This is a genomic window from Clostridium sp. C8-1-8 (genome assembly GCF_009928445.1).
In the GTDB taxonomy this organism is placed as follows: domain Bacteria; phylum Bacillota; class Clostridia; order Clostridiales; family Clostridiaceae; genus Clostridium_AR.
In genome coordinates, this window is the sequence record NZ_JAABNO010000029.1 from 36,194 (window position 1) to 59,581 (window position 23,388).

The 23,388-nt window shown below is 31.9% G+C and carries 19 protein-coding genes; all 19 read right to left on the bottom strand.

What is annotated here, in order from left to right; translation table 11 throughout:
* Nucleotides 1–6 precede the first annotated feature (6 nt).
* Entirely contained in the window at nt 7–1,293 is a 1,287-nt protein-coding gene (locus GXK57_RS21555) for a glycosyltransferase family 2 protein (protein WP_160680089.1), read from the bottom strand.
* A 710-nt stretch (nt 1,294–2,003) separates the two neighbouring features.
* Complete coding sequence (locus tag GXK57_RS21560; RefSeq protein ID WP_128214461.1) at nt 2,004–3,056, bottom strand: type IV pilus twitching motility protein PilT; 1,053 nt, start codon at nt 3,054–3,056, stop codon at nt 2,004–2,006.
* Nucleotides 3,057–3,227: 171 nt separating this feature from the next.
* Complete coding sequence (gene sigK, locus GXK57_RS21565) at nt 3,228–3,926, bottom strand: RNA polymerase sporulation sigma factor SigK (protein ID WP_128214462.1); 699 nt, start codon at nt 3,924–3,926, stop codon at nt 3,228–3,230.
* 295 nt (nt 3,927–4,221) lie between these two features.
* The gene (locus GXK57_RS21570) at nt 4,222–5,568 is read right to left on the bottom strand and encodes an MATE family efflux transporter (protein ID WP_279285524.1); all 1,347 of its coding nucleotides are present in this window, start codon (nt 5,566–5,568) and stop codon (nt 4,222–4,224) included.
* 182 nt (nt 5,569–5,750) lie between these two features.
* Nucleotides 5,751–7,832, bottom strand: coding sequence for a helix-turn-helix domain-containing protein (locus GXK57_RS21575; RefSeq protein ID WP_160680090.1), 2,082 nt, complete (start codon nt 7,830–7,832; stop codon nt 5,751–5,753).
* Between the two features lie 16 nt (nt 7,833–7,848).
* Nucleotides 7,849–8,607 (bottom strand): 5-oxoprolinase subunit PxpA, encoded by a 759-nt coding sequence (locus GXK57_RS21580; protein ID WP_160680091.1) that lies wholly within the window; start codon nt 8,605–8,607, stop codon nt 7,849–7,851.
* A gap of 297 nt (nt 8,608–8,904) precedes the next feature.
* Nucleotides 8,905–10,521: a penicillin-binding transpeptidase domain-containing protein gene (locus GXK57_RS21585; RefSeq protein WP_160680092.1), complete on the bottom strand. Its 1,617-nt coding sequence runs from the start codon at nt 10,519–10,521 to the stop codon at nt 8,905–8,907.
* Between the two features lie 58 nt (nt 10,522–10,579).
* Nucleotides 10,580–11,200 (bottom strand): uridine kinase, encoded by a 621-nt coding sequence (gene udk / locus GXK57_RS21590; RefSeq protein ID WP_160680093.1) that lies wholly within the window; start codon nt 11,198–11,200, stop codon nt 10,580–10,582.
* Nucleotides 11,200–12,426 carry a U32 family peptidase gene (locus tag GXK57_RS21595; RefSeq protein WP_160680094.1) on the bottom strand — a complete coding sequence of 409 codons (1,227 nt, stop codon included), beginning with the start codon at nt 12,424–12,426 and terminating at the stop codon, nt 11,200–11,202. The genes udk and GXK57_RS21595 overlap by 1 nt, the downstream gene beginning before the upstream one ends.
* A 5-nt stretch (nt 12,427–12,431) precedes the next feature.
* Nucleotides 12,432–13,076 (bottom strand): O-methyltransferase, encoded by a 645-nt coding sequence (locus tag GXK57_RS21600; protein WP_160680095.1) that lies wholly within the window; start codon nt 13,074–13,076, stop codon nt 12,432–12,434.
* 28 nt (nt 13,077–13,104) lie between these two features.
* Nucleotides 13,105–14,121 carry an endolytic transglycosylase MltG gene (gene mltG / locus GXK57_RS21605; protein WP_160680096.1) on the bottom strand — a complete coding sequence of 339 codons (1,017 nt, stop codon included), beginning with the start codon at nt 14,119–14,121 and terminating at the stop codon, nt 13,105–13,107.
* A gap of 220 nt (nt 14,122–14,341) precedes the next feature.
* Entirely contained in the window at nt 14,342–16,159 is a 1,818-nt protein-coding gene (gene typA / locus GXK57_RS21610) for a translational GTPase TypA (protein WP_160680097.1), read from the bottom strand.
* A 105-nt stretch (nt 16,160–16,264) separates the two neighbouring features.
* A complete protein-coding gene (locus GXK57_RS21615; protein WP_160680098.1) occupies nt 16,265–16,615 on the bottom strand; it encodes a YlbF family regulator in 351 nt (116 codons plus the stop codon).
* A gap of 16 nt (nt 16,616–16,631) precedes the next feature.
* Nucleotides 16,632–18,299 (bottom strand): ribonuclease J, encoded by a 1,668-nt coding sequence (locus GXK57_RS21620; protein WP_160680099.1) that lies wholly within the window; start codon nt 18,297–18,299, stop codon nt 16,632–16,634.
* A 49-nt stretch (nt 18,300–18,348) separates the two neighbouring features.
* The gene (locus GXK57_RS21625) at nt 18,349–18,807 is read right to left on the bottom strand and encodes a Fur family transcriptional regulator (RefSeq protein WP_128214475.1); all 459 of its coding nucleotides are present in this window, start codon (nt 18,805–18,807) and stop codon (nt 18,349–18,351) included.
* A gap of 17 nt (nt 18,808–18,824) precedes the next feature.
* Nucleotides 18,825–19,085 (bottom strand): DUF1292 domain-containing protein, encoded by a 261-nt coding sequence (locus tag GXK57_RS21630; RefSeq protein ID WP_128214476.1) that lies wholly within the window; start codon nt 19,083–19,085, stop codon nt 18,825–18,827.
* 49 nt (nt 19,086–19,134) lie between these two features.
* Nucleotides 19,135–19,554 (bottom strand): Holliday junction resolvase RuvX, encoded by a 420-nt coding sequence (gene ruvX, locus GXK57_RS21635; protein WP_160680100.1) that lies wholly within the window; start codon nt 19,552–19,554, stop codon nt 19,135–19,137.
* A gap of 767 nt (nt 19,555–20,321) precedes the next feature.
* On the bottom strand, nt 20,322–20,579 hold the full coding sequence (locus GXK57_RS21640; RefSeq protein WP_128214478.1) for an IreB family regulatory phosphoprotein: 258 nt from the start codon (nt 20,577–20,579) through the stop codon (nt 20,322–20,324).
* A gap of 153 nt (nt 20,580–20,732) precedes the next feature.
* A complete protein-coding gene (alaS, locus tag GXK57_RS21645; RefSeq protein ID WP_160680101.1) occupies nt 20,733–23,372 on the bottom strand; it encodes an alanine--tRNA ligase in 2,640 nt (879 codons plus the stop codon).
* Nucleotides 23,373–23,388: the final 16 nt, after the last annotated feature.

The window sequence follows — 23,388 nt, forward strand, 5'->3', positions numbered from 1 at the left end:
AGAGTTTTAATTTGCTTTTTCTAGATCATTTATGTTTATGCTTCTTGTATGAACCGTATGTGACCATTCCTTATTGTTTTTATTTGCAATTCCTTGAATGCATATAGGTAGCCAAGTTATGCTAAATATAGGGTATATAAGATAATATAAGAATATCTTTGGCGATAACTTACCATCCAACAATAATAAAAATGGTGTATATATAAATTGAATCAATATGAAAAGCAATGCTCCCACAGCAAGTAGTATAGAATGTAAACTTGCATTAACTGAATTAATAGTATGGAATAAGTCTATTGCTTTACTTGAAAAACCTAGTATGTTTGGTACTATGTTAATTATCATAGCTACACCTAAAAGTATAATCACTATAGGCTGTATACTATACAAAGCACAATCAAACGCAATAAAACTACGATCCTTTATAGCTTTCTTTACAAGCTTCCAGAAATATCTTGAAGAAACATCTGCAAAACCTTGCATCCATCTCTTTCTTTGAGCCCAAGACTGAGCTAAGGTTAATGGTTTCTCATCATAAACCACTGCCTCATGAGCCCAACCAACCTTATGTCCGTTTAGCACTAGCTTACAAGTAAATTCTAAGTCCTCAGTAAGACAAGTTGCCCCCCAGCCTAAAGTTCTTAAAGCTTCTGTTTCTATACAAAAACCTGTACCGCCTAATTGATTTGATAGCCCTAAATTACTTCTTGAAAGCTGAAACATTCTGTTAGAAGACCAGAATGAAATAGAGTAACTTCCTGTTATCCAAGTATCTTTAGGATTTTTACTATCTAAGAATCCTTGAACAACTTTATATCCTTTTAAGAACATCCTATTCATTTCAGTCAAGAAATTTTTAGATACTAAATTATCAGCATCAAAAACCGCTACAGCATCATATTTCTTTTCCATCTTAAAAATATTATCAAACATCCACTCTAAAGCGTAGCCTTTTCCTCTTTTTTCTTTGTCAAATCTCTCAAATACATTTGCCCCAAGTTTTCTTACTTTTTCTGCTGTTTTATCAGTACAATTATCTGCTATTACAAAAACATCATACATCTCTTTCGGATAGTTTAATTCACTTAAACTTTGTATAATATCTCCTATTACAGTTTCTTCATTGTGTGCTGCAACAACTAATGCAAAAGTTTTTTGGGGTTTTATATTATCTTTCTTTTTAATTCTTATAATACCAAATAACGAGAGCACTAAGTAATACATTGTTAATACAAATACTACATTTGAAAAGATTCCTAAAAATACTTCAAACGAACTTTTTATAATATCCATTAATATTCCCCCCTAGTTCATAGTTATTTTAGCATAAAATAACTTTAAATACTATATGTGCTCATTAAATTTAATTATTTTTAATATCCATAATGATACCACTAGTTCCCATACATATATTATACTTCTAATAAGTGTAATTCAAGTGCTATTCATTTATTTATTATATTGAACATTTATTAATAAAATTATATGTTTTTTACAATATAATGCCATTAATCGCTAATAAAGGCACTTTGCGGCCTATAGACAAACTTTATATTTATACAGTAGTATGATATAATATTATCAGAAAATTCAGCAAGGAGGTCTTAATATGTTATGAGCTTGTGAAAAGGGATTTAAAAGCTCTCTATTTCACAGATTTGATGAATCCTTTGGCTAAGTATTTTTACTGAAGATCTTAGTATATTAAGGAGGATTTATCATGAAAAGGGATTTAATTTTAAAATTAATAGAATCAATTCCGAATAATTATGACACAGAACTGCATAATTATTGCATAAAATTTCTTGATTATATGTCTTATTAGACTGAACATATACAAGACTCTAACTCTATCATTTCCGAAAATATTTTTTTTATTTTCTTTTATGATCTCAGCAAATTAATAAACCGTTCATCAGCATTTTTTCCCTGCATACTTATCCACTGAAAATATAATTCTTTAAAAATAAAATCAAAGGCAACTCTCATAGAGTTGCCTTTGATTACATCATCATTAACCTACTTATCATTTCCCTATCTACTGAAAAACTTAAAGCAGTCTCTTCACTTATAACACCTTTTCTATATAATTCTGCAAGCATCATATCCATAGTCTTCATTCCGTACTTACCACCAGTTTGAACTGAAGATTCAATCTGATGAGTCTTACCTTCTCTTATTAGATTTTGAATAGCAGGAGTTGTAACCATAGTTTCTAAAGCCGCAGTTCTTCCACCTTGATTTGTAGGCACTAGCTGTTGAGAAACAATTCCCTGCAATACTGCTGAAAGCTGTATTCTAATTTGCTGTTGTTGATGTGGAGGAAAAACATCAACTATTCTATCAATAGTTTTAGCAGCTCCTATGGTGTGTAAAGTCGAAAGTACTAGATGCCCAGTTTCTGCTGCAGTTATTGCTATTGCAATAGTCTCAAGATCTCTCATCTCTCCTACAAGAATTACATCTGGATCTTCTCTTAAGATAGCTCTAAGTGCATTATCGTATGATTTACTATCTTTACCTATTTCTCTTTGATTTATAATGCACTTATTATGTTTATGTAAAAATTCTATTGGATCTTCTAAAGTTATTACGTGGGCTTCTCTTGTTTGATTTATTTCATTTATCATAGCTGCTAATGTAGTACTCTTACCACTTCCAGTTGGCCCAGTAACCAGAACCAAACCTCTTTTTCTCTGACAAAGTTCTTTTAGAAGTCCTGGGTGTCCAAGTTCATTGAGAGTAGGAATTCTTAGTGCAATAACTCTGATTGCAAGAGCATGACTATTTCTTTGCTTAAATACGTTTACTCTAAAACGTCCAAGACCTGCAATTGAATAAGAAGTATCGAATTCTCCAGCTTCATCATATCTATCAAAGCTATCTTCTAATATTTCTCTTGCATAAGCTTCTGTATCATTTGGCATCAATTTGTTTTGAGCTATTTTCACCAAATTACCATTAACTCTTATAGTCGGAGGTATACCTACTGTAAGATGAAGATCAGATGCGCCTTCCTCGATTGTTTTTGATAATAATTCCTTTAATGTTATCACTGCTTATCCTCCTCATGTCATTTATAAATAAGTATATCTTTAATTATACAAATTAACCGCGTATAAATCAAAACATATAAATTTAGAAACCTTAAGTTTCATCATAAGTTTACTAATTCGATAAAATCGGCTAAACTCCTCTAAATATTTCAGAAGAATTTAGCCAAATACCTACTTTTTACTATTGAGTTCTTTAAATAACTTTTTAAGGGCTTTCTTTTCAATTCTTGAAACATAAGACCTCGATATCCCTAACAATCCTGCAATCTCTCTCTGGGTTTTTGAATGACCGTCGATCAGACCATACCTCATCTCGATTATTTCCTTTTCTCTTGTAGACAGTACAGAATTCATCTTGGTATAAAGTGATCTAATCTGCAGATTACTTTCAACAGTTTCTAAAACTGAATCATTTTCACTACTTAAGACATCAATGAGGCATATTTCATTTCCTTCTTTATCAACCCCTATGGGATCCTGCAAGAAAACCTCTCCTTTTACTTTCTTATTATTTCTAAAAAGCATTAAGATTTCATTCTCAATGCATCGTGCTGCATAAGTAGCAAGTCTAGTTCCTTTGGAAGAATCGTAAGAATCTATAGCTTTAATGAGTCCCACTGTTCCAATAGAAATTAGATCATCTAAATCTTTATTTTGAAATGAGTACTTTTTTACAATGTGTGCAACAAGTCTTAAATTTCTCTCTACCAATATGTTCTTAGCATTAGAATCTCCACTTTTTAGTTTTTCTATATACATTTCCTCTTCTTTTTCATCTAGCGGTTGTGGAAATGTAGTATTCCCGGTTATATAACCAGACATTAGAACTATGTTGCCAATCACATCAATGAAATAACTAAAAATAAACACAGATGCTCCTCCTATTAGTGCTTATTAATATATTATGAGGAAAGTATGTACTTGTTTCCTACTGACGATAATATTTTGTTATTGTAATTAATTTAAAAATAGTTCTAAAATATATGCATTATATATCCTTTATGGATAACTGATTTCAAAAGTACTCTCACACATAGACTAATTCAAGCTTAAATAAAAAAAGACAAGCTTAACTGCTTATCTCTTTTATACACCTATGATATATCATTATAGTGTTATTCATTTTTTTATTTATTAAATAATCGGTGTTATTACCGTATATACTTTATTTTTTCAAAGTTACTAGTAAAGCCGCTGGACCAAATACAGTCTTATGCTCTTCAGCAGTAGCCTTCTTTATAAAGTGTATTGAAGTAATAGCAGATATAATATCCGAAACAGGATACGCAATCCATGCTCCAACTATACCAAATAATTGAACAAATAGTATTGATATAGGTATAAAAATCACTAACTGTCTATATATAGATAGTAAAAAAGACCTTTTAGCTTCATCTATAGCTTGATAATAATATATACATATATAATATATGCCGATGGTTGGTATTATGGATATACATATTCTAAAAGCCATTACCGCTTGCTTTAATAGTTCTCCGTCCTTTAAAAAGAAGCCTATAAGAGAGCTTGCCATAGTCATTAAAACTATCCAAAAGCTTATGGACGCTATTGTTACCGCTATTATGGCCGTTTTAAGCGCCTCTTTCATTTTTTTATGGTTTCCTGCTCCATAGTTATATGCTACTATTGGTTGCATTGCAGAACTTATTCCTATTATAGTAATAAACATAAACATTGATATCTTAGTTATTACACCAACAATTATAATAGCACTATCTCCACCATGAGATACCAAAAGATTGTTTAAAATAACTGATACCACTGCATCAGATATTTCAATTATAAATGTGGAGAAACCTATAGTAACTATGCTTAATAGAACTTCTTTTGTTATAGAGTTCTTAATATACTTTATAGAAAAATCTATTTTAAAATTTTCTTTAACACTTCTAAATTTATATAAAGTAAAAGCAAATGCAACTATCTGAGATATAACAGTAGCTATAGCAGCACCTTTTACTCCATAGTTTAATAAAACTACTAAAAGGTAATTAATTGCTATATTGATTAAAGAGCCTAGAATATTAGAATATAGAGATATTCTCGTATTTCCGAGAGCATTCATGATATAGCATAGCACTGTAGAAAGGCATTGAAAGATTCCGCCAATTAGTATTATTGATATATATTGATCTGCCGAAGAAAAAGTATTGTTACTAGCACCTAGTGCATTTATTATGGAAGATTTAAATAGGAATACTATTAGTATAACTGCAGTCAAAGATATGGTAGTTAAAACTATAGCATTTATTATTGTTTGTCTTAAGTGTTCAAGGTTCTTTTCTCCTAACCCTCTAGATACTGAAGTAGAAGCTCCTATAGCTATTAACATACCTATAGCTATCATAAGTCTCTGTATAGGAAAGGCTATGGTTAAACCACCTATGGCATCAGCTCCAACATATCTTCCAACAAACACTGTATCAACCATATTGTATAGCTCTAATACTAGAAGCGAAATAATCGCTGGAAGTGCAAACTTTAATAGCACCTTACTTACTTTTCCGTCATTATAGATCTTTTCATTTATCCCAATGGACTCACCTCTTTTTCTTTATACTTAGATTATAAGCCACTTTCAGGGATTTTTTAACTCACTTAACTGCTTGGTTAAAGGTACATTTAAGGTTTTATAACAAAATAAACTTTATCTAATAAAAGCACAAAAACACCTTACTTAAGGTGCTTTTGTACTTCTTTTATTATTATTAGTATAGCTCCATAGCCTTGAAGCTTAGCCTTTAGATTCAAAACTGCACTTTTCTTAGCAAATTTAAACTCAATTTGAGGAAAAGAGGTCTTTAAAAGGATCTCCTTCTCTTCCTTATTAAGTCTAACTGGCTTCCCCATATCTAGCCAGTAGTTATATGAGGATCCAACCTCTTCATCTATTAAATAAGAAGTTACTCTAGTTGCAGAAGGTATCTTCATAAGGTTCAAAGAAAACTTCTTTTCAGTTGAATTCTTTAGTCCTCTAAGCTTTGAGTATCTTTTTAATTGAATAAGATTAGATATTTCCTCGTTATAACTGTATAAGAGGATTTGATATTCCCCTTCTTTTTTTGTTACTATATAGCCATTATCTTTAGCCACAATAGTATCTCCTAGCTTGTTAAGAAGATAGTAGGAGTAGAAGGAAGCCTTTCGTATACCTTTATCATTTACCATTCCCGGATATCCAAAGAAAACCTCATTAGTGAGCTGTGGTTGACTATCTAACACATCAAAAGCTCTTAAACTATTTTGCTTACTATTATTATTTAATTGATTTTGTATTATGAAAGGCAGCATATAGGACGTATCATATATTGGATCAACGCTCATTTCATCACTATATAACTCCTCTATAATCTCTAGCTCGAACTCTTCAACCAATATATTTTTAGCCTCTTCTATGTTTTCTATTAATATATTTGAGGTAAATTGAAAAGCAAAGTCCTTAAGATTTAAGCCTTCAAACTTTGAGAAAAAATCTAAGAAGGAATGTAGTCCATCTAAGAACTCCTCTTTTGTAACTTCCTTATCATCAAGCACAATTAATGGTCTAACACCTATACCATCTAAATATTCTAATACTGATACAGTCCTGCTCCAATTATAGAATTTTGCTTTTGGAAAAATACCCATATCAGCTGAAAATATATTTTGCAATCTTGCATATTTAAACCCTATCTCATATTGTATCTCTTCAAAAATATCCTTATTATCTTCTAGAAGCAACTCAAAGGCATTGCCCACATTTATTACATTTTTAAAGTCCTTCTCAAAATCACCAATTTCTTCACTTACATCTATATTAATTTTGTTAATTTTATCTTCATAGTTGAATCTATCATAATCTTCAAGGTAATACATAACATATTCTATTGCATCTTTCAAATCGTGATATTTTATTTTTTTATGCTTTTCTAATGTTTCCTCATCTACTTTATACTTCTTTCGATAATTTAATGGTGTAGTTTTATAATATAATTTAAAATTTTTATTATAATACCTAGTATGAGAAAAACCAACTTCTTCTGATATTTCAGATATTGTCTTATCACTATCCAAAAGAAGCTTCACAGACTCCTCGACCCTTGTAAGATTTATTAATTCAGTAAAGCTATAGCCAGTAGAGTACTTTATTTCATGGGATAAATAATGGGTACTTAAAAACTCCTTATCAGCTATATCTTGAAGAGTTATATTATTATTGTAATTGTTATAGATATACTTAGAGATTCTATGATATCTATCCAATTGTTCATCATTTTCTCTCAGCTCCTCTTGCTCATGCATGAGGTAGTGGAAATTATTAATTAAATGATATAAAAGTTCTACCAAAGTATTTTCTATCTCTTCATCATAGTTATCACTTTTTTGAACTAGCTCACAAAGCAATATACTCAAGAAGGTTCTAAGTTCATCATACTCTTCACCTTCCTGTGCGCCTTCTTCGCTTGAGTTTGTGTAAAAAAACATATTCTTTATATCATTATAGTATTTTTCAAAAAAATATGGATCTATGTGAAAGATTATTACCTTATTATTTTTATCCTTGGAAAATATCCTGTGTGGTTCATCAACATTTACAATCTCAACTTCATTTTCTACTAGCTCATAAGTTCCTGCATTTATATTTACTGATATACTTCCCTTAACTACATATAAAACTTCTATGTAGTTATGCCAATGAAGTGGGTATTCCTCTACAGTGGCAAGTTCTACATTTACCGGTATTCCTGTAGAAAAATCAATATACTCTCTTCTCATAAAATATTTTCTCCTATTATCTTAGACTCTTAACCTGCACTCCTGACATAGCTAAAGTCTCATTAATCTCCTTTGCAAATATCAAAGCTTTTTCTCCATCCCCATGTATGCAGACCGTATGAGCTTCAATTGATATTTCTTCCCCCTGAAGTGATGTAACTTTACCTTCAGTTATCATTTTTATAACCTGCTTTATAGCATCCTTATCTGAAGAGATTAGAGCCTTAGAATTGCTTCTTGGAGTCAGCGAACCATCCTTTTGATAAGTTCTATCCGCGAATACTTCGCTGGCAGTTTTAATTCCTATAGATTTACCTGCTTTTATCATTTCACTGCCAGATAACCCAAATAGTATAAGCTCTGGATCCACATCATATATCGCTCTAGCTATAGCTTCAGCTAAAGCGCTGTCTTTAGCTGCCATGTTATACAATGCTCCATGAGGTTTAACGTGGTTCATTCTTACGCCTTCAGCTTTTACAAAACCATATAAAGCTCCTATTTGATAAACCATTAAATCGTAAGCTTCTTCTGAAGTTATATTTATATTCCTTCTTCCAAAACCGGATAAGTCTTGAAAACCCGTGTGCGCTCCTATGGCTACATTATTGTCAATAGCCATTCTGACTGTCTTTCTCATTATAGATGGATCGCCAGCATGAAAACCACAAGCAATATTGGCAGAAGAAATATACTTAATTATTTCTTTATCATCCCCAAGCTTATAGGCACCAAAGCTTTCTCCCATATCGCAATTTATGTCAATATTGTACATTAGTATGCCTCCTTTAATACATCTATTAAAGATATTGCTAATTTACCATATCAAAAGACTTCTTCAACGATAACTCTAGCAACTAACTTGTCCTGCTAATTATAATATTTATTATACCATTAAACTTAAGAATAATTTAGATACTGACTAAATCTTTAACAGTAAAAAGTTCGCTAAAGTAACCTTCTTCTTTAGCGAACTTTCTTTGTACCTCTGCCTTTTCCAATTAATATGAGAGAAACCTGTGAAGCTATTTATTTTCTTATTTTTTTCTGTAATCATAATTAAGCCTTGATTCTATTTCTCAGATTTAGCTAAACTTAGAACTATGTCCTTAAATACCGGTGCCGCACTGGCGTTACCATTCTTTCCAATACTGCTGTTTTGGTTTATATATGGTACCATAACTACTAGTGAATAGTAATTTCCATTAAGTTTAAAATATCCTGCAAACCAACCATGGTTCTTATCATTTTCGCCTTCTGCAGTACCTGTTTTACCACCAGTCTCAATTCCATCTATTCTAGCATTAGACCCTGTTCCTTTATTTTCAGTTACTACACCTCTCATATCTGCTAAGACTGTTTTAGCTATCTCTGGTTTTATGACTTGAGTTCCCTCTGGCATAAACTTTTGCACTATAGTTCCATCGTTTTGAACAAACTCATCTACTATATATGGTTTATTGTAGGTACCATTATTAGCTGCTGTAGCCACTACTGCTGCCATCTGCAATGGAGTTACATTCATGGTCTGCCCCATGGAAACATTACCTATTCCATTTTCCTCTTTTGGCTCTATTCCTTTACCTTCATATTGTAAGTTTAATACTTTAGAAAATAGTCCTTGCTTTTTGGCCATTTCAATTAGTGGTATAAAACCTACCTTAAAACCAATCTTTCTAAAAACAGTATTACAAGACTCCAAAAAAGCATCATGTGCTGTCAATAATCCATGAGGATAGTTCTTACCCTCTTTAAAGCAATATCTTCCATCACATAAGAAAGTATCGTCTTTTTTTAAATCTCCGTAAGTATATCCAGATTCTTCAGTTATGATTTTAAAAGTAGATCCTGGTTCAAAACTTTGATTTTGAATACCTATTGTAATATTAGGTTGAGCCTCATCCTTTTGAGCTAATGCTTTAACCTTACCAGTTTTGGCTTCTACAAGAGCTATACCAATATTAGGCACATCTTTGTACTTATCACTATTTAGAACTTTTCTTATACTATCCTGCCAATCCTTATTCAAGGTGAGTTTGACATTTACATTTGTGCTTGGTGCGTCATAGTTCTTTAAGGAATAGATGCCGTTACTATTGAGCAAATTATATACAGATGGAACCTTATTATTCTTTGTATAATCATATATTAAATGCTCTAAAGTACCTGAATCCTTTAATTGTTTGCTATCAGTTTTGTTTAAATCCGATACTACATTCTCTATCTTCCAAGCCTCAGTTCTATCTACACTGGAAGTTGTATACCAATACATACCCTTCATGGATTTTAATTCTTTTACTTTATTATAACTATCTTCACTTACTGTGTAGTATATCTTTCCAGTGGTCTTTAATATATCCTTATAAGAGAAATCCTTAACTTCATTCTTCATAATATAACTTAAGGCTAAAAGATTTCTGAGATTATTTTCAGTACTATTTAACTTAAATACCATTGCATCAATAACTACAACATATTTTTTATTATAGGAAAGTAAGTTTTTACTATTTTCATCAAGAAGGTTGAACTTGCTATCAGAAGTACTATCAACTTGTACATTATGATTATAATCATTCTCTACAGCACTAGGATTATACTTGCTTCCTACATAAAAAAGTCTAAATACTAATACTATAAATGCAACTATTACAAAGTCTGCTATTACAATAAATCTTTTTTTACTTAACATAAAAACACCCCTCTGCTGAATTCTAGCCAGCATAGGGGTGTTTTATTCAATAATTTATCTATTTAAGTAAAATTTGTTTTATCTTTGCTACAAGTATATCTATAGCAACCTTATTATGTCCACCTTCTGGTATTATTAAATCTGCATATCTTTTCGTAGGTTCAGTAAACTGAAGATGCATAGGTCTAACAACACTTAAATATTGGTTTATAACTGAATCTACAGTTCTCTCTCTTTCAGTTATATCTCTTTGAAGTCTACGTATTATTCTAACATCTGAATCTGTATCTACATAAATTTTAATATCTAATAGATCTCTTATTCTGCTATCTTCTAGAACAAGGATCCCCTCGACTATTATTATATCCTTTGAGTCTACAGTAACGGTCTCTGTCACTCTATTATGAATAGAAAAATCATATCTAGGTTTTTCTACGCTCTTTCCTTCAATAAGATCTTTTAGATGTTCCACTAATAAATCATTATCAAAAGCATCCGGATGATCATAGTTAGTTTTTTGCCTATCTTCCATAGACAAGTAACTTTGATCTTTATAATATGAGTCTTGCTCTATCATCGCAATACAGGTTTGATCAAATTTGTTGTAAATTTCTTTAGCAATTGTGCTTTTACCAGAACCTGTTCCACCTGTAATTCCAATTAAAATCGGCTTAGACATTAGTTTGCCCCCTTACTCTTTATAAGCATATCCTTTTCTTTTAGCTCTGTTTCTGAAGTTATGGTAAATATCATTTGTGCCCTAGGAGCAACTTCAATTTTGTTGCCTGCTTCATCTTTCATATCAAGTAATGATACTTCAAAACCATCACCTACTGGTCTAAGCACTTCAACTACATCATTTTCAAAAACTCTATTCTTTTGTTCTATAGTAGCTATCTTATTTTCCTTATCATAAGCTTTAACTACACCTACTATATCATAATCTCTTACATAAGAAGAAGTATCATATACCTGCTTATTCTTTTCTCCAAAATAGAAACCTGTATGATAGCTTCTATGACTAACCTTAGTAACAATGTCAAGCCATTCTTGCTTAAATTCATAGTTTTCTGGATCTGCCCAGTATGCATCTAGCGCTTGTCTATAAGCTTTTACAACAGCAGCTACATAGTAAGAACTCTTCATTCTTCCCTCTATTTTAAAGGAGTAAATACCGCTCTTTACAAGCTCAGGAATATGTTCTATCATACATAAATCCTTAGAGTTCATTATGTAAGTACCTTTTTCATCTTCAAACACAGGGAAGTATTCTCCTGGTCTCTTTTCTTCAACCAAATAATACTTATATCTACATGGCTGAGCGCAAGCTCCTCTATTAGAATCTCTTCCTGTCATGTAATTTGAAATCAAGCATCTTCCTGAGTAAGACATACACATTGATCCATGAACAAAAGCCTCAATATCACAATCTTCTGGTATTTTTGAGGTTATGCTTTCTATTTCTTGCATGGATAATTCTCTTGCTAAAACCACTCTCTTAGCACCTTGATCGTACCAGAACTTTGCAGATCTCCAGTTAACATTGTTGGCCTGAGTACTAATATGTATTTCCATATTAGGAACTACTTCTCTAGCTATGGAGAATATTGCTAGGTCAGCAACTATAATAGCATCAATTTCTAAGTTTTGTAGATTTATTAAGTATTCTTCTACTCCAACTAAATCTCCATTGTGAGGAAATACGTTCATTGTAACATATACTTTTCTTCCTCTTTCATGAGCATACTTTACACCTTCACTTATTTCTTCATTAGTGAAATTATCAGCAAAAGCTCTTAAGTTAAGCTTACTTCCACCTATATATACAGCATCCGCGCCAAAATCAATAGCTGTTTTTAACTTTTCTAGACTTCCTGCAGGAGCTAGTATTTCTGGTTTTCTCATTAAAATTACCTCCTCTTTGTCACAGCTATTCCATCCCCCATAGGAATAATAGTAGTGATTAAATCTTTATCCTTAGATATTGTCTCAAGATAATCTCTCATTCTTTTAACTATAGTTATTTTTCTTCTCTTAACCAAATCATTTGTAGCAACCATACCTCTAAAAAGAACATTATCCGAAATAATTATTCCTTCCTCAGCTAAAAGTCTTAGGCAATGTGGTAAAAAATGATTGTAATGACCTTTTCCAGCATCCATAAAAATCAAATCAAATTTGTCATCTAATTTTTCTAATATTTCTAAACAGTCACCTTGGATGACCTTAATTTTATCATTAAAATTATACTTTGAAATATTATTCTCTGCAATAGATACCATATTTTCGTCACGTTCAATGGATGTTATGTTTGCACTTCCATTGGCAGCTTTACTCATGAGAATAGCAGAATAGCCTATAGCTGTACCAAGTTCTAATATTTTTTTAGGCTTCTTCATAGAAACCATAAATTCTAAGAACTGTCCAGCTTCTTTCTGTACTATAGGAACAGCATTTTCTTCTGCATATCTCTCTAACTCATATAGTTCATCTTCTCTGTCTCCAATAAGACCTCTAAGATATTCCTCCATGTAGTCATGTGTAATTCCACTCATATTTTCCTCCAATAGCTTTGGATAATACTTAATATCCTAATTGTTTTTTCATCTTTAAGAAATCATTGTAATCAGCAGTAAAATAATGCTCATTATTTTTTTGAAGTATATAGTATAAAAATTTAGTTTCTTCTGGTTTTACAGCTGCTACTATTGATTTTTCCCCAGGATTACAGATTGGTCCTGCTGGCAACCCCTTAACTTGATATGTATTATATGGTGATTTAACTTCTAAATCCTTATAAGTCACAACATCCTTATGTTGACCTATTGCATATAATACTGTTGAATCAATCTCAAGCTTTTTATTTATCTTTAATCTATTTTCAATAACAGAGGCAATTAAAGGTCGATCCGAATCTACCCTAGCTTCCTTCTCTATCATTGCTGCCTTATTAATAATATCATCATACTGACTCTCGTCAAAAGAACCGTTGGTTTCTTTTTTAATTTGATTCATCACTTGTTGGAACCTTATAAGCATAGTTAATATGATATCCTCAGACTTATCAGTCTTCTTAAAGAAGTATGTGTCTGGAAATAAAAAGCCCTCTAACTGATATCTCTTATCTTTGTTTTCTTTTACAAAATCCGGTAAAGGATACTTCTTCAACTCTGCCAAAAATTGATCCTTAGTAGCGAGACCTGTTTTTTCAACCCTTGCCGCGATTTCTTCTACATTCAATCCCTCAGGGATTGTCATTTTTATGTTATGTCCACCTTCTCTTAGCAAATTTATAATTTTGTCTAGAGAAGTTCCGATCAATATTTCGTATGTACCAGGCTGAATGTCTCCACCTATTTTATTATGCTTTATGTAGTACTTTGTTGCAAATAAACTCTTAAGCGAGTTTTCTTTATCAAGACTTTCAAATACGTCGTAAAGGCTTTCCCCCTGCTTTACAACAACAGTTACAGTACTGCCTTTTCCTTGAAGCGGATCATTAATTGCTCTTAAATATTTTATGTATACAAAAGTAATAACAATAAGAGCTATAACTATAAAGGAAGAAATAAAAATTAAAGGCTTTTTAAAGTTTCTCATAAAGTCCCCCTATTTTTTTCTATATGTATATTATATTTATATATAAGTTCATAAAAATCAGTTATTAAACTATACTTTTCCCACAACAACAGTGCTACTTAATTGTTAAACAAGTATAATTTAAGTCTGATCTATAAATATTAAAACCCCTTTATATACAAAAGTAAATAGCCAAAAAGGCTATTTACTAAATTATACTATTTTTATGCAAGTAAATAAATTATTTTCTTGCAGCTCTCTTTCTTTCATTAGAATCTAATAATCTCTTTCTCATTCTAATGTTCTTAGGTGTAACTTCTACTAGTTCGTCAGGATTTATAAATTCTAAACATTCTTCTAATGACATTAATTTAGCTGGAACAAGTCTTAAAGAATCATCTGAACCTGAAGCTCTAGTATTTGACTGATGTTTCTTCTTACAAACATTAACTTCTATATCATCTGCTCTTGAACATACTCCACAAATCATTCCTGAATAAACCTCAGTACCTGGCTCTAAGAATAAAGTACCTCTTTCTTGAGCATTGAACAATCCATAAGCAATAGCGTCACCAGCTTCAAATACTACAAGTGATCCTCTGCTTCTTCCTGGTATTTCACCCTTATATGGCTCATATCCATCAAATACATGGTTCATGATACCATTACCCTTAGTATCAGTCATGAATTCACTTCTAAAACCTATAAGACCTCTAGCTGGAACCTTGAATTCTAGTCTTGTATATCCATTTACTGCAGAAGTCATGTTGACCATCTCAGCTTTTCTAGGTCCTAGCTTTTCCATTACTGGTCCCATAAATTCTTCTGGAACATCTATTGTTAAGTATTCTACTGGTTCAAGCTTCTTACCATTTTCTTCTTTAAATATAACATTTGGCTTAGAAACTTGGAATTCATACCCTTCTCTTCTCATAGTTTCTATAAGAATTGAAAGATGTAATTCTCCTCTACCACTAACTTCGAAACAGTCTGGAGAAACTTCTTTAATCTTTAAACTTACATTAGTTTCTAGTTCTTTAAGAAGTCTATCTCTTAAATGTCTTGAAGTAACGAAATCTCCTTCACGTCCTGCAAATGGAGAATCATTTACCATAAAGTTCATGTTTAAAGTAGGCTCGTCTATGTCTACAAATGGTAATGCTTCTGGATTTTGTGCATCTGCTATAGTTTCTCCAATATTTGCTTCTAATATACCACTTATTGCAATTATATCTCCAAGTGAAGCTTCATTTGCTTCTTCTCTCTTTAATCCATTGTATGTATAAAGACTTGAAACCTTATAGTTTGAAGTTGATCCATCTTTTCTTACAACAGCAACATTTTGGTTTTTATTCACAGTACCACGAACAACCTTACCAATTACAATCTTACCTACATATTCACTTGTGTCTATTGTAGTTACAAGCATTTGGAAAGGTGCATCTAAGTAACCCTTAGGAGGTTCTACATGCTCAATGATTGTATTGAATAATGGTTCCATATTTGAGCTTTCATCTTCAACTTCAAGCTTTGCAATTCCTTCTCTAGCAGAAGCATATACTATTGGAAAATCAAGTTGTCTATCATTTGCTCCAAGTTCTAAGAACAATTCGAAAACTTCGTCTATAACTTCTGTTGGTCTTGCATTTGGCTTATCAATCTTATTTATTACAACTATAGGATTTAGTTTAAGCTCTAAAGCTTTTTTTAGAACGAATTTAGTCTGAGGCATAGGTCCTTCATAAGAGTCAACTACTAAAAGAACACTATCAACCATCTTCAGAACTCTTTCTACTTCTCCACCGAAGTCAGCATGTCCTGGAGTATCTATAATATTAATCTTTATGTCATTATATGTAACTGCAGTATTTTTTGAAAGTATAGTTATTCCTCTTTCTTTTTCTAGGTCATTGGAGTCCATAACTCTCTCTTCTACTTTTTCATTTACTCTGAATATATTGCTTTGTCTTAATAGCGCATCAACCAAAGTAGTCTTACCATGGTCAACGTGAGCAATTATTGCTATATTTCTTATATCATTTCTTGTTATTAATTCCATATTAATCCTCCATTATGTTTAACTACAAAATAAAATTGGATACCGTTGTATCCAATTTCAACAAGTTAATTCTAATCTTACTTAGCAAAAAAGTCAACTATAATACTAGGAATTAGGTGCAATTATATCCACACCTATTGCTTCATTTAATATTTTTAACAGATCTTCCCAAATAACTGCAAATTGAGCTTCGCTTTGAAGGTATGCAGCTACAGCAGGATTTATCATTACTACTCCGCCGACTTTTTGCATTTTTTCTTTGGTTGCATCGCTTATAGTGCCAGTTTGCATTTGTTCATTATAAGCTTCTATTTGAATTTTTCTAAAATCTGCAACCATTTTTTTTAGTTCTGGGTTTTCAGATATTTTTTTTGAAGCTTCCCTGTAAGCTACTACTTCAGGAATATCTTTCAACACATCCGCAAACTCATGTGCTTTATCATATATATTAGTCATAATTTCTCCCCCAGAATTATATTTCCATGATTATTGGTAATATCATAGGCTTTCTCTTAGTCTTTTCATATAAGAACATTCTTAACTCGTTCTTCATGCTTGACTTCATAGTAGCCCAGTCAGAGATCTTATTTTCTTCACATTGTCTAAGCACTGATTTCACTATTTCCTTTGCCTGATCCATAAGATCTTCTGATTCTCTAACATAGACAAATCCTCTTGATATTATATCTGGTCCAGCAATTACAGTGCCGCTTTCTTTTTCGATAGTAACTACAACTGTTAGTATACCATCTTGAGATAAATGTTTTCTATCTCTAAGGACAATGTTTCCTACATCACCAACACCTAAACCGTCAACAAATACATTTCCTGAAATTACTGTACCGTTCTTTCTTACACTATCTCTAGTGATTTCTATAACGTCACCATTTTCAGGAATTAAAAAGTTTTTAGGTGGCAATCCAAGTCTTACAGCTAATTCTCCATGTTGTTTAAGATGTCTATATTCTCCATGTACAGGAATAAAGAATCTTGGTTTTACTAATGTATGCACAAGCTTTAATTCTTCTTGACAAGCATGCCCAGACACATGGACTCCTGCTGCAGACCCATATATTACTTCTGCACCCTTCTTAAATAGCTGGTTAACTATTCTTGATACAAACTTTTCATTACCAGGTATAGGAGTAGCTGATATAACAACCAAGTCCCCTTCTATTATATTAATCTTCTTATGCTCTGATGATGCCATTCTTGCTAGTGCTGACATTGGCTCACCTTGGCTTCCAGTAGTTATTATAACAAGTTTATCATTAGGGTACTTGTTTATACTATCTAAACTTATTAATACTTCCTTATCAATCTGCAAATATCCTAGTTCTATAGCTACTTGAACTATATTCTCCATACTTCTGCCTGAAACTGCAACTTTTCTATCATACTCTTGTGCTGCAGTAATTATCTGCTGAATTCTGTGGATATTTGAAGCAAAGGTAGCAACCAATATTCTTCCTTTAGCTTTGGAGAACATCTTTAAAAAGTTATCTCCTATTACACTTTCAGACATTGTAAAACCTGGTCTCTCAACATTAGTACTATCAGCCATCATCGCAAGTACACCTTTTTTGCCGAGTTCTGCAAATCTAGCTAAATCAATTACTTCTCCGTCAATTGGAGTATAGTCAATTTTAAAATCACCAGTATGAAGTATTACTCCCATAGGAGTATGAATTGCTATAGCTACCGAATCCGCTATACTGTGATTAGTTTTTATAAACTCCACTGAAACAGAATCTAACTTAATAACATCCTTAGGCTTAACTATAATACGTTCTGTAGTGCTAAGAAGGCCATGCTCTTTCAGCTTACTTTCAACTATTCCTAGGGTTAATTTCGTTCCATATATAGGTACATTAAGTTGCCTAAGCACATAAGGTAACGCACCTATATGATCTTCATGTCCATGGGTTAGGAATATACCCTTAACCTTCTCTTTATTCTTTATTAAATACGTTATGTCTGGAATTACGATATCTATACCAAACATATCTTCTTCAGGAAACTTTAATCCGCTGTCTATGACGATTATATCATCTTTAAATTCAATGGCAGTCATGTTTTTTCCAATTTCATTAGTGCCACCTAAAGGAATGATTTTCGCCTTTAGTTTTTCACGTTTCATACTTCCCCTCCTTTAGATTTATTTTATTTTATTTTTTATTTATAAAGCTCTATATGTCTTTTTCAACACATTCGCTACATAAGCCATAGAATTTTACACTGTGATCCATTATTTTGAAGCTATGTTTATTCTCAATTAAGTGTTCCAAATCATCAAGTAAATCCGCTTCAACTTCTATAACCTTGCCACAGTTGTTACAAACTAAATGGTGATGCCTATGATGCTCATCATCATGAGCCATTTCGTATCTTGCACTACCATCATTAAGGTCAAGTCTGTATATTATACCCATTTCTTCTAAAAGTAATATAGTTCTATATACAGTAGCCAAGCCTATCTCTGGACAGCTCACCTTTACTTCATCGTAAATTTCCTCTGCTGTAAGATGCTTGCCTTTATTTATTAAAATAGTGTCCACAATTGCTCTTCTTTGAGGAGTCAATTTGTAACCCTTTTTTTTCAAATCTTCTTTTAATTGATTATAATCTTTTGATGATACCTGTGACATGCTAAAACCTCTCTTTTTTAATTTAAGTCATCAGCAAAAAGAGTTTCATATGCTTCAGCAACCATTGCAAATTCTTCCTCATCTTCCACAGTTACTAGAGCATCATTTCCCTCTTCATCTGTTACAATTTTTAATGCAATCGCATCGTCTTCTGATCCATCTACAGGTGCTACGATTACATATTCATTTTCCTCAATATCAAGCTTTGTTATAACCTCAAACTCAGTTTCAACTCCATCTTCATCTAGCAACACTATTGTATCAATATTGTTATCCATTAAAAACACTCCTTCTTAAATTATATTTTGTTTTCATTGATAATGAAAGTCAATTATTGCTTGCCAATCTATCAAGAAACCCTTGAAGTATATAGGTAGCCGCAACTTTATCAACTATCTTTTTTCTTTTACTTCTCGATAAATCCGCTTCTAGCATTGCACGATGAGCCGCAACAGTAGTAAGTCTTTCATCCCAAAATTCTATTTTAGGATTAAATAACTCAACAAGCCTTTTACCAAAATCCTGAGCCATTTCACCTGAAGGACCTATTGTTCCATTCATATTTTTAGGTAGTCCTATAACGATGAGATCTGCATTGTACTCATCAAAGATTTTTTTAACTTCTTCAAGATCATACTTGAAGCTTTTTCTTCTAATGGTAGTAATACCTTGTGCAGTGAATCCTAATGGATCTGAAACTGCCACCCCAATAGTTTTTTGTCCTAAATCTAATCCAATTATACGCATTCTATTCTCCTATAGGGTTTTATTTAATTAATCATATAGATGCACCAACCACCAGAAACCATGATAAATTTCTTAACACATTTCATATATAGCTAGTTCATCTTTATAAACAACTGTGAAAATTCTGAAATCAATAACCAGAATTCTCGATATTTAAATTTAAGATTGCAAAACTAATAGTTTATATTTTTCACTTACGTATATATTGTGTAAATAAAATTTATTTATTAGGGAGAATAATATAAAAATATAACTGTTACTCTGATATAGTCCTATTTTTAAACTTTAATTGTACTTTCACCATATCATAAATAACTATCTATAAAAAGCTATCAACGTAAAGCTTCTTAGGTACATAAAGTTATTTACTTTCATTGTAAAATTAAAGTAATTTATCTACTTTGATAAATACACCATATTTATAATCTTTATAAACAATTTTATAACTTTGCTAACTTTTTAGCTAAAATTTCATTATAAATAAAGATTTTATTTTATACTGATATAACTATCTAACTGTTAAAATCAAAGCGATACAATAGCTACTGTTTATAAGTAACTTCTATAACCTAAACCATACTAGATTATATACTACTTATTTAAATATTATTTTGCCCTATAAAACAAATAATAGCCTTATTAAATTAAACCTTTTGTCCGCTGTCTTGATAAAATATTTTTTCTAATCTTTTTTAAATCAATATACCTTCATTAAGAGAAGATATAATATGCTTATAAGAATTAAAGGGTACCCAAATGGGCACCCTTTATTTTATCTCTAGATAAGATTTTATTACCTCTTCAAGAATTTCATCTCTTTCAAGTTTTCTTACCAAAGCCCTTGCACCATTGTAATTTGTGATGTAAGTAGGGTCTCCTGAAATTAAATATCCTACAAGTTGATTTACAGGATTATAGCCTTTTTCCTTTAAGGAATTATAAACCTCGTTTAAAATTGCCTTTGTCAAGTCTTCTTTATTTTTCGTAAAGTCAAATTGCATTGTATGATCTAAATTATTTGCCATAAGTTTGCTGCTTAAAATTGCAGCTTCACCCCCTTACTGGTCCACATGAAAAAATATTTAAATATCATATAAAATTAGTATTAACCTACTAACAATTGTTTATTCTGTTTTTATCATTAATATAATTATAAATGATATTTATGGAAATGTACACTATTTTACCAACAATTCTACTAATTCATACACTTTTTCTAAAGCATCCCCTAATTTTTCTGGGTTTTTACCACCTGCTTGAGCCATGTCTGGTCTTCCACCACCACCGCCTCCAGTGATTGCAGCAACCTCTTTAATGATCTTTCCACAGTGAACTCCTTTTTCTAAAGAGTCTCTAGTTGCCATAGCTACTAAGTTAACTTTCCCTTCAGACCCACTTCCTAATACAACAACACCATTACCGATCTTGTCTCTTAGCTTATCTGCTAAGTCTCTTAAAGCATTTCCATCAAGACCTTCTACTGTGGAAGCAATAACCTTCACGCCCTTGATTTCCTTAACACTGTTTAGTATTTCATCCTCTGAGCCTTGAACCATCTTCATCTTAAGTTCTTGAATTTCTTTTTCCTTTTCCTTAAGCTCTGCAGTTTGTGAATGAAGTTTTCTTAAAATATCTTTTTCATTACATTTTAATGTTGAGGTTACTTCTTTTATTATTTCATTCTTATTTTCAAAATGCTTTATTGCATTAAATCCTGTTAAAGCTTCTATTCTTCTTATTCCAGCTGCAACACCAGTTTCACTTACTATTTTGAACAAACCTATTTGCCCTGAGTTGCTTACATGTGTACCTCCACAAAGTTCTTTTGAGAAGCTACCTATAGAAACTACTCTTACTTCATCGCTGTACTTGTCATCAAATAAAGCCATAGCCCCGCTATTCTTTGCTTCATCTATAGTCATTATATCTGTACAAACTGAATATGCTTCCATGATCTTTTCATTAACTAAAGTTTCAACCTTATCCAATTCTTCTGCTGATAATGCTGAGAAATGGGTAAAGTCAAATCTTAATCTTTCGCTATCTACGTATGAACCAGACTGATTTACATGTTCTCCAAGAACTTCTCTTAAAGCTTCGTGAAGCATATGAGTTGCAGTGTGATTCTTACATATGTTATTTCTTCTTATATTGTCAACTTCAAGGGTAACTGTATCATTTACCGTTATAGTTCCTTGAACTACTTTGATTACATGATATATCTTACCACCTGGATTCTTCTTGCAGTCCACAACTTCAGCTTTAAAATTGTCTCCTGTTACTATTCCAGTATCACCTACTTGACCACCCATTTCAGCATAGAATGGGGTATTGTCAACCACTAGAAATCCTTCTTCACCTTCTGAAAGCTCTTCTCTAAATTCTGCACTGTCAGCCAATATAACTACTGTAGCTTCATGCTTAGTATTACCGTAGCCATCAAAACTTGTATTTAGAGTTGCTTCTATCTTGTTTACAGGAATCTCGTCACTACCCATGTAGCTTGTAGTTGCTCTTGCTGCTCTAGCTCTTTCTCTTTGTTCTTTCATTTCTTTGTTAAAGCCTTCAAGATCAACCTTCATAGCTTTTTCTTCTAAAATTTCTTCAGTCAATTCTAGTGGGAAACCATAAGTATCATATAACTTAAATACCTTTTCTCCTGAAAGAATGTTTAAGCTAGAATTTTCTAATTCTTTTATATAAGACTTTAGTATATCCATACCACTATCTATAGTCTCATTAAATCTTTCTTCTTCTAAAGAAACAACCTTCTTTATATAAGCTGCCTTTTCTATAAGTTCTGGATATGCTGTACCATAGTTTTCAATAACTGAATCTACTATTTGAGTTAAGAAAAGTTCTTTAATTCCAAGAAGTCTACCATGTCTTGCTGCTCTTCTTAGAAGTCTTCTTAAAACATATCCTCTTCCTTCGTTTGAAGGTTGAACTCCATCACATATAAGCATAGTTACGCCTTTTACGTGATCTGTTATAATTCTTAATGATACATCTTTACCTGCATCAGTCTTATATTCAACACCAGCTATTTTACTAACTGTTCCTAATATATTTTTTACTGTATCAATCTCGAAAATATTCTCTACACCTTGCATAATTGTAGTTATTCTTTCAAGCCCCATTCCAGTATCTATGTTTGGATTAGCTAATCTATTGTAGTTTCCTTCTTCATCTTTATCAAATTGAGTAAACACTAGATTCCAGAATTCTACCACTCTATCTTCATCAGCAGCCTTTACAAATTCCTCAACAGTAGTTATTTTTCCATCACCTCTGTCAAAGTGAATTTCTGTACAAGGTCCACAAGGTCCTACACCTATTTCCCAGAAGTTATCATCCTTACCAAGTCTAAATATTCTGCTTGGATCAACATCTGTTTTTGAAGTCCATATGTCAAAAGCTTCATCATCTTCTAAATATATAGTAACATATAGTTTATCCTTTGGAATTGAAAGCGTTTCAGTTATAAACTCCCAAGCCCACGGAATTATCTCATTCTTAAAGTAATCTCCGAAAGAAAAGTTTCCTAGCATTTCAAAGAAAGTACCATGTCTAGAAGTCTTTCCTACGTTCTCTATATCACCAGTTCTAATACACTTTTGGCAAGTAGCCACTCTTTTTCTTGGAGGTTCTTCAACCCCAGTAAAATATGGCTTTAATGGTGCCATACCTGCATTTATTAACAACAAACTCTTGTCATTCTTTGGCACTAATGAAAATGAAGGCATAACTAAATGGCCTTTACTTTCAAAAAATTTTAAATAAGCATCTCTTAATTCATTTGCTCCCATGTACTTCATATTTATTTCCTCCATT

What these genes read in the sequence shown, in the direction of transcription:
- GXK57_RS21600 (WP_160680095.1), bottom strand. Translation starts at nt 13,076, where the DNA reads ATGAGTGGAATTACACATGACTACATGGAGGAATATCTTAGAGGTCTT.
- udk (WP_160680093.1), bottom strand. Translation starts at nt 11,200, where the DNA reads ATGTCTAAGCCGATTTTAATTGGAATTACAGGTGGAACAGGTTCTGGT.
- GXK57_RS21595 (WP_160680094.1), bottom strand. Translation starts at nt 12,426, where the DNA reads ATGAGAAAACCAGAAATACTAGCTCCTGCAGGAAGTCTAGAAAAGTTA.
- typA (WP_160680097.1), bottom strand. Translation starts at nt 16,159, where the DNA reads ATGGAATTAATAACAAGAAATGATATAAGAAATATAGCAATAATTGCT.
- alaS (WP_160680101.1), bottom strand. Translation starts at nt 23,372, where the DNA reads ATGAAGTACATGGGAGCAAATGAATTAAGAGATGCTTATTTAAAATTT.
- ruvX (WP_160680100.1), bottom strand. Translation starts at nt 19,554, where the DNA reads ATGCGTATAATTGGATTAGATTTAGGACAAAAAACTATTGGGGTGGCA.
- GXK57_RS21625 (WP_128214475.1), bottom strand. Translation starts at nt 18,807, where the DNA reads ATGTCACAGGTATCATCAAAAGATTATAATCAATTAAAAGAAGATTTG.
- mltG (WP_160680096.1), bottom strand. Translation starts at nt 14,121, where the DNA reads ATGAGAAACTTTAAAAAGCCTTTAATTTTTATTTCTTCCTTTATAGTT.
- GXK57_RS21615 (WP_160680098.1), bottom strand. Translation starts at nt 16,615, where the DNA reads ATGACTAATATATATGATAAAGCACATGAGTTTGCGGATGTGTTGAAA.
- GXK57_RS21620 (WP_160680099.1), bottom strand. Translation starts at nt 18,299, where the DNA reads ATGAAACGTGAAAAACTAAAGGCGAAAATCATTCCTTTAGGTGGCACT.
- GXK57_RS21585 (WP_160680092.1), bottom strand. Translation starts at nt 10,521, where the DNA reads ATGTTAAGTAAAAAAAGATTTATTGTAATAGCAGACTTTGTAATAGTT.
- GXK57_RS21630 (WP_128214476.1), bottom strand. Translation starts at nt 19,085, where the DNA reads ATGGATAACAATATTGATACAATAGTGTTGCTAGATGAAGATGGAGTT.
- GXK57_RS21555 (WP_160680089.1), bottom strand. Translation starts at nt 1,293, where the DNA reads ATGGATATTATAAAAAGTTCGTTTGAAGTATTTTTAGGAATCTTTTCA.
- GXK57_RS21640 (WP_128214478.1), bottom strand. Translation starts at nt 20,579, where the DNA reads ATGGCAAATAATTTAGATCATACAATGCAATTTGACTTTACGAAAAAT.
- GXK57_RS21575 (WP_160680090.1), bottom strand. Translation starts at nt 7,832, where the DNA reads ATGAGAAGAGAGTATATTGATTTTTCTACAGGAATACCGGTAAATGTA.
- GXK57_RS21580 (WP_160680091.1), bottom strand. Translation starts at nt 8,607, where the DNA reads ATGTACAATATTGACATAAATTGCGATATGGGAGAAAGCTTTGGTGCC.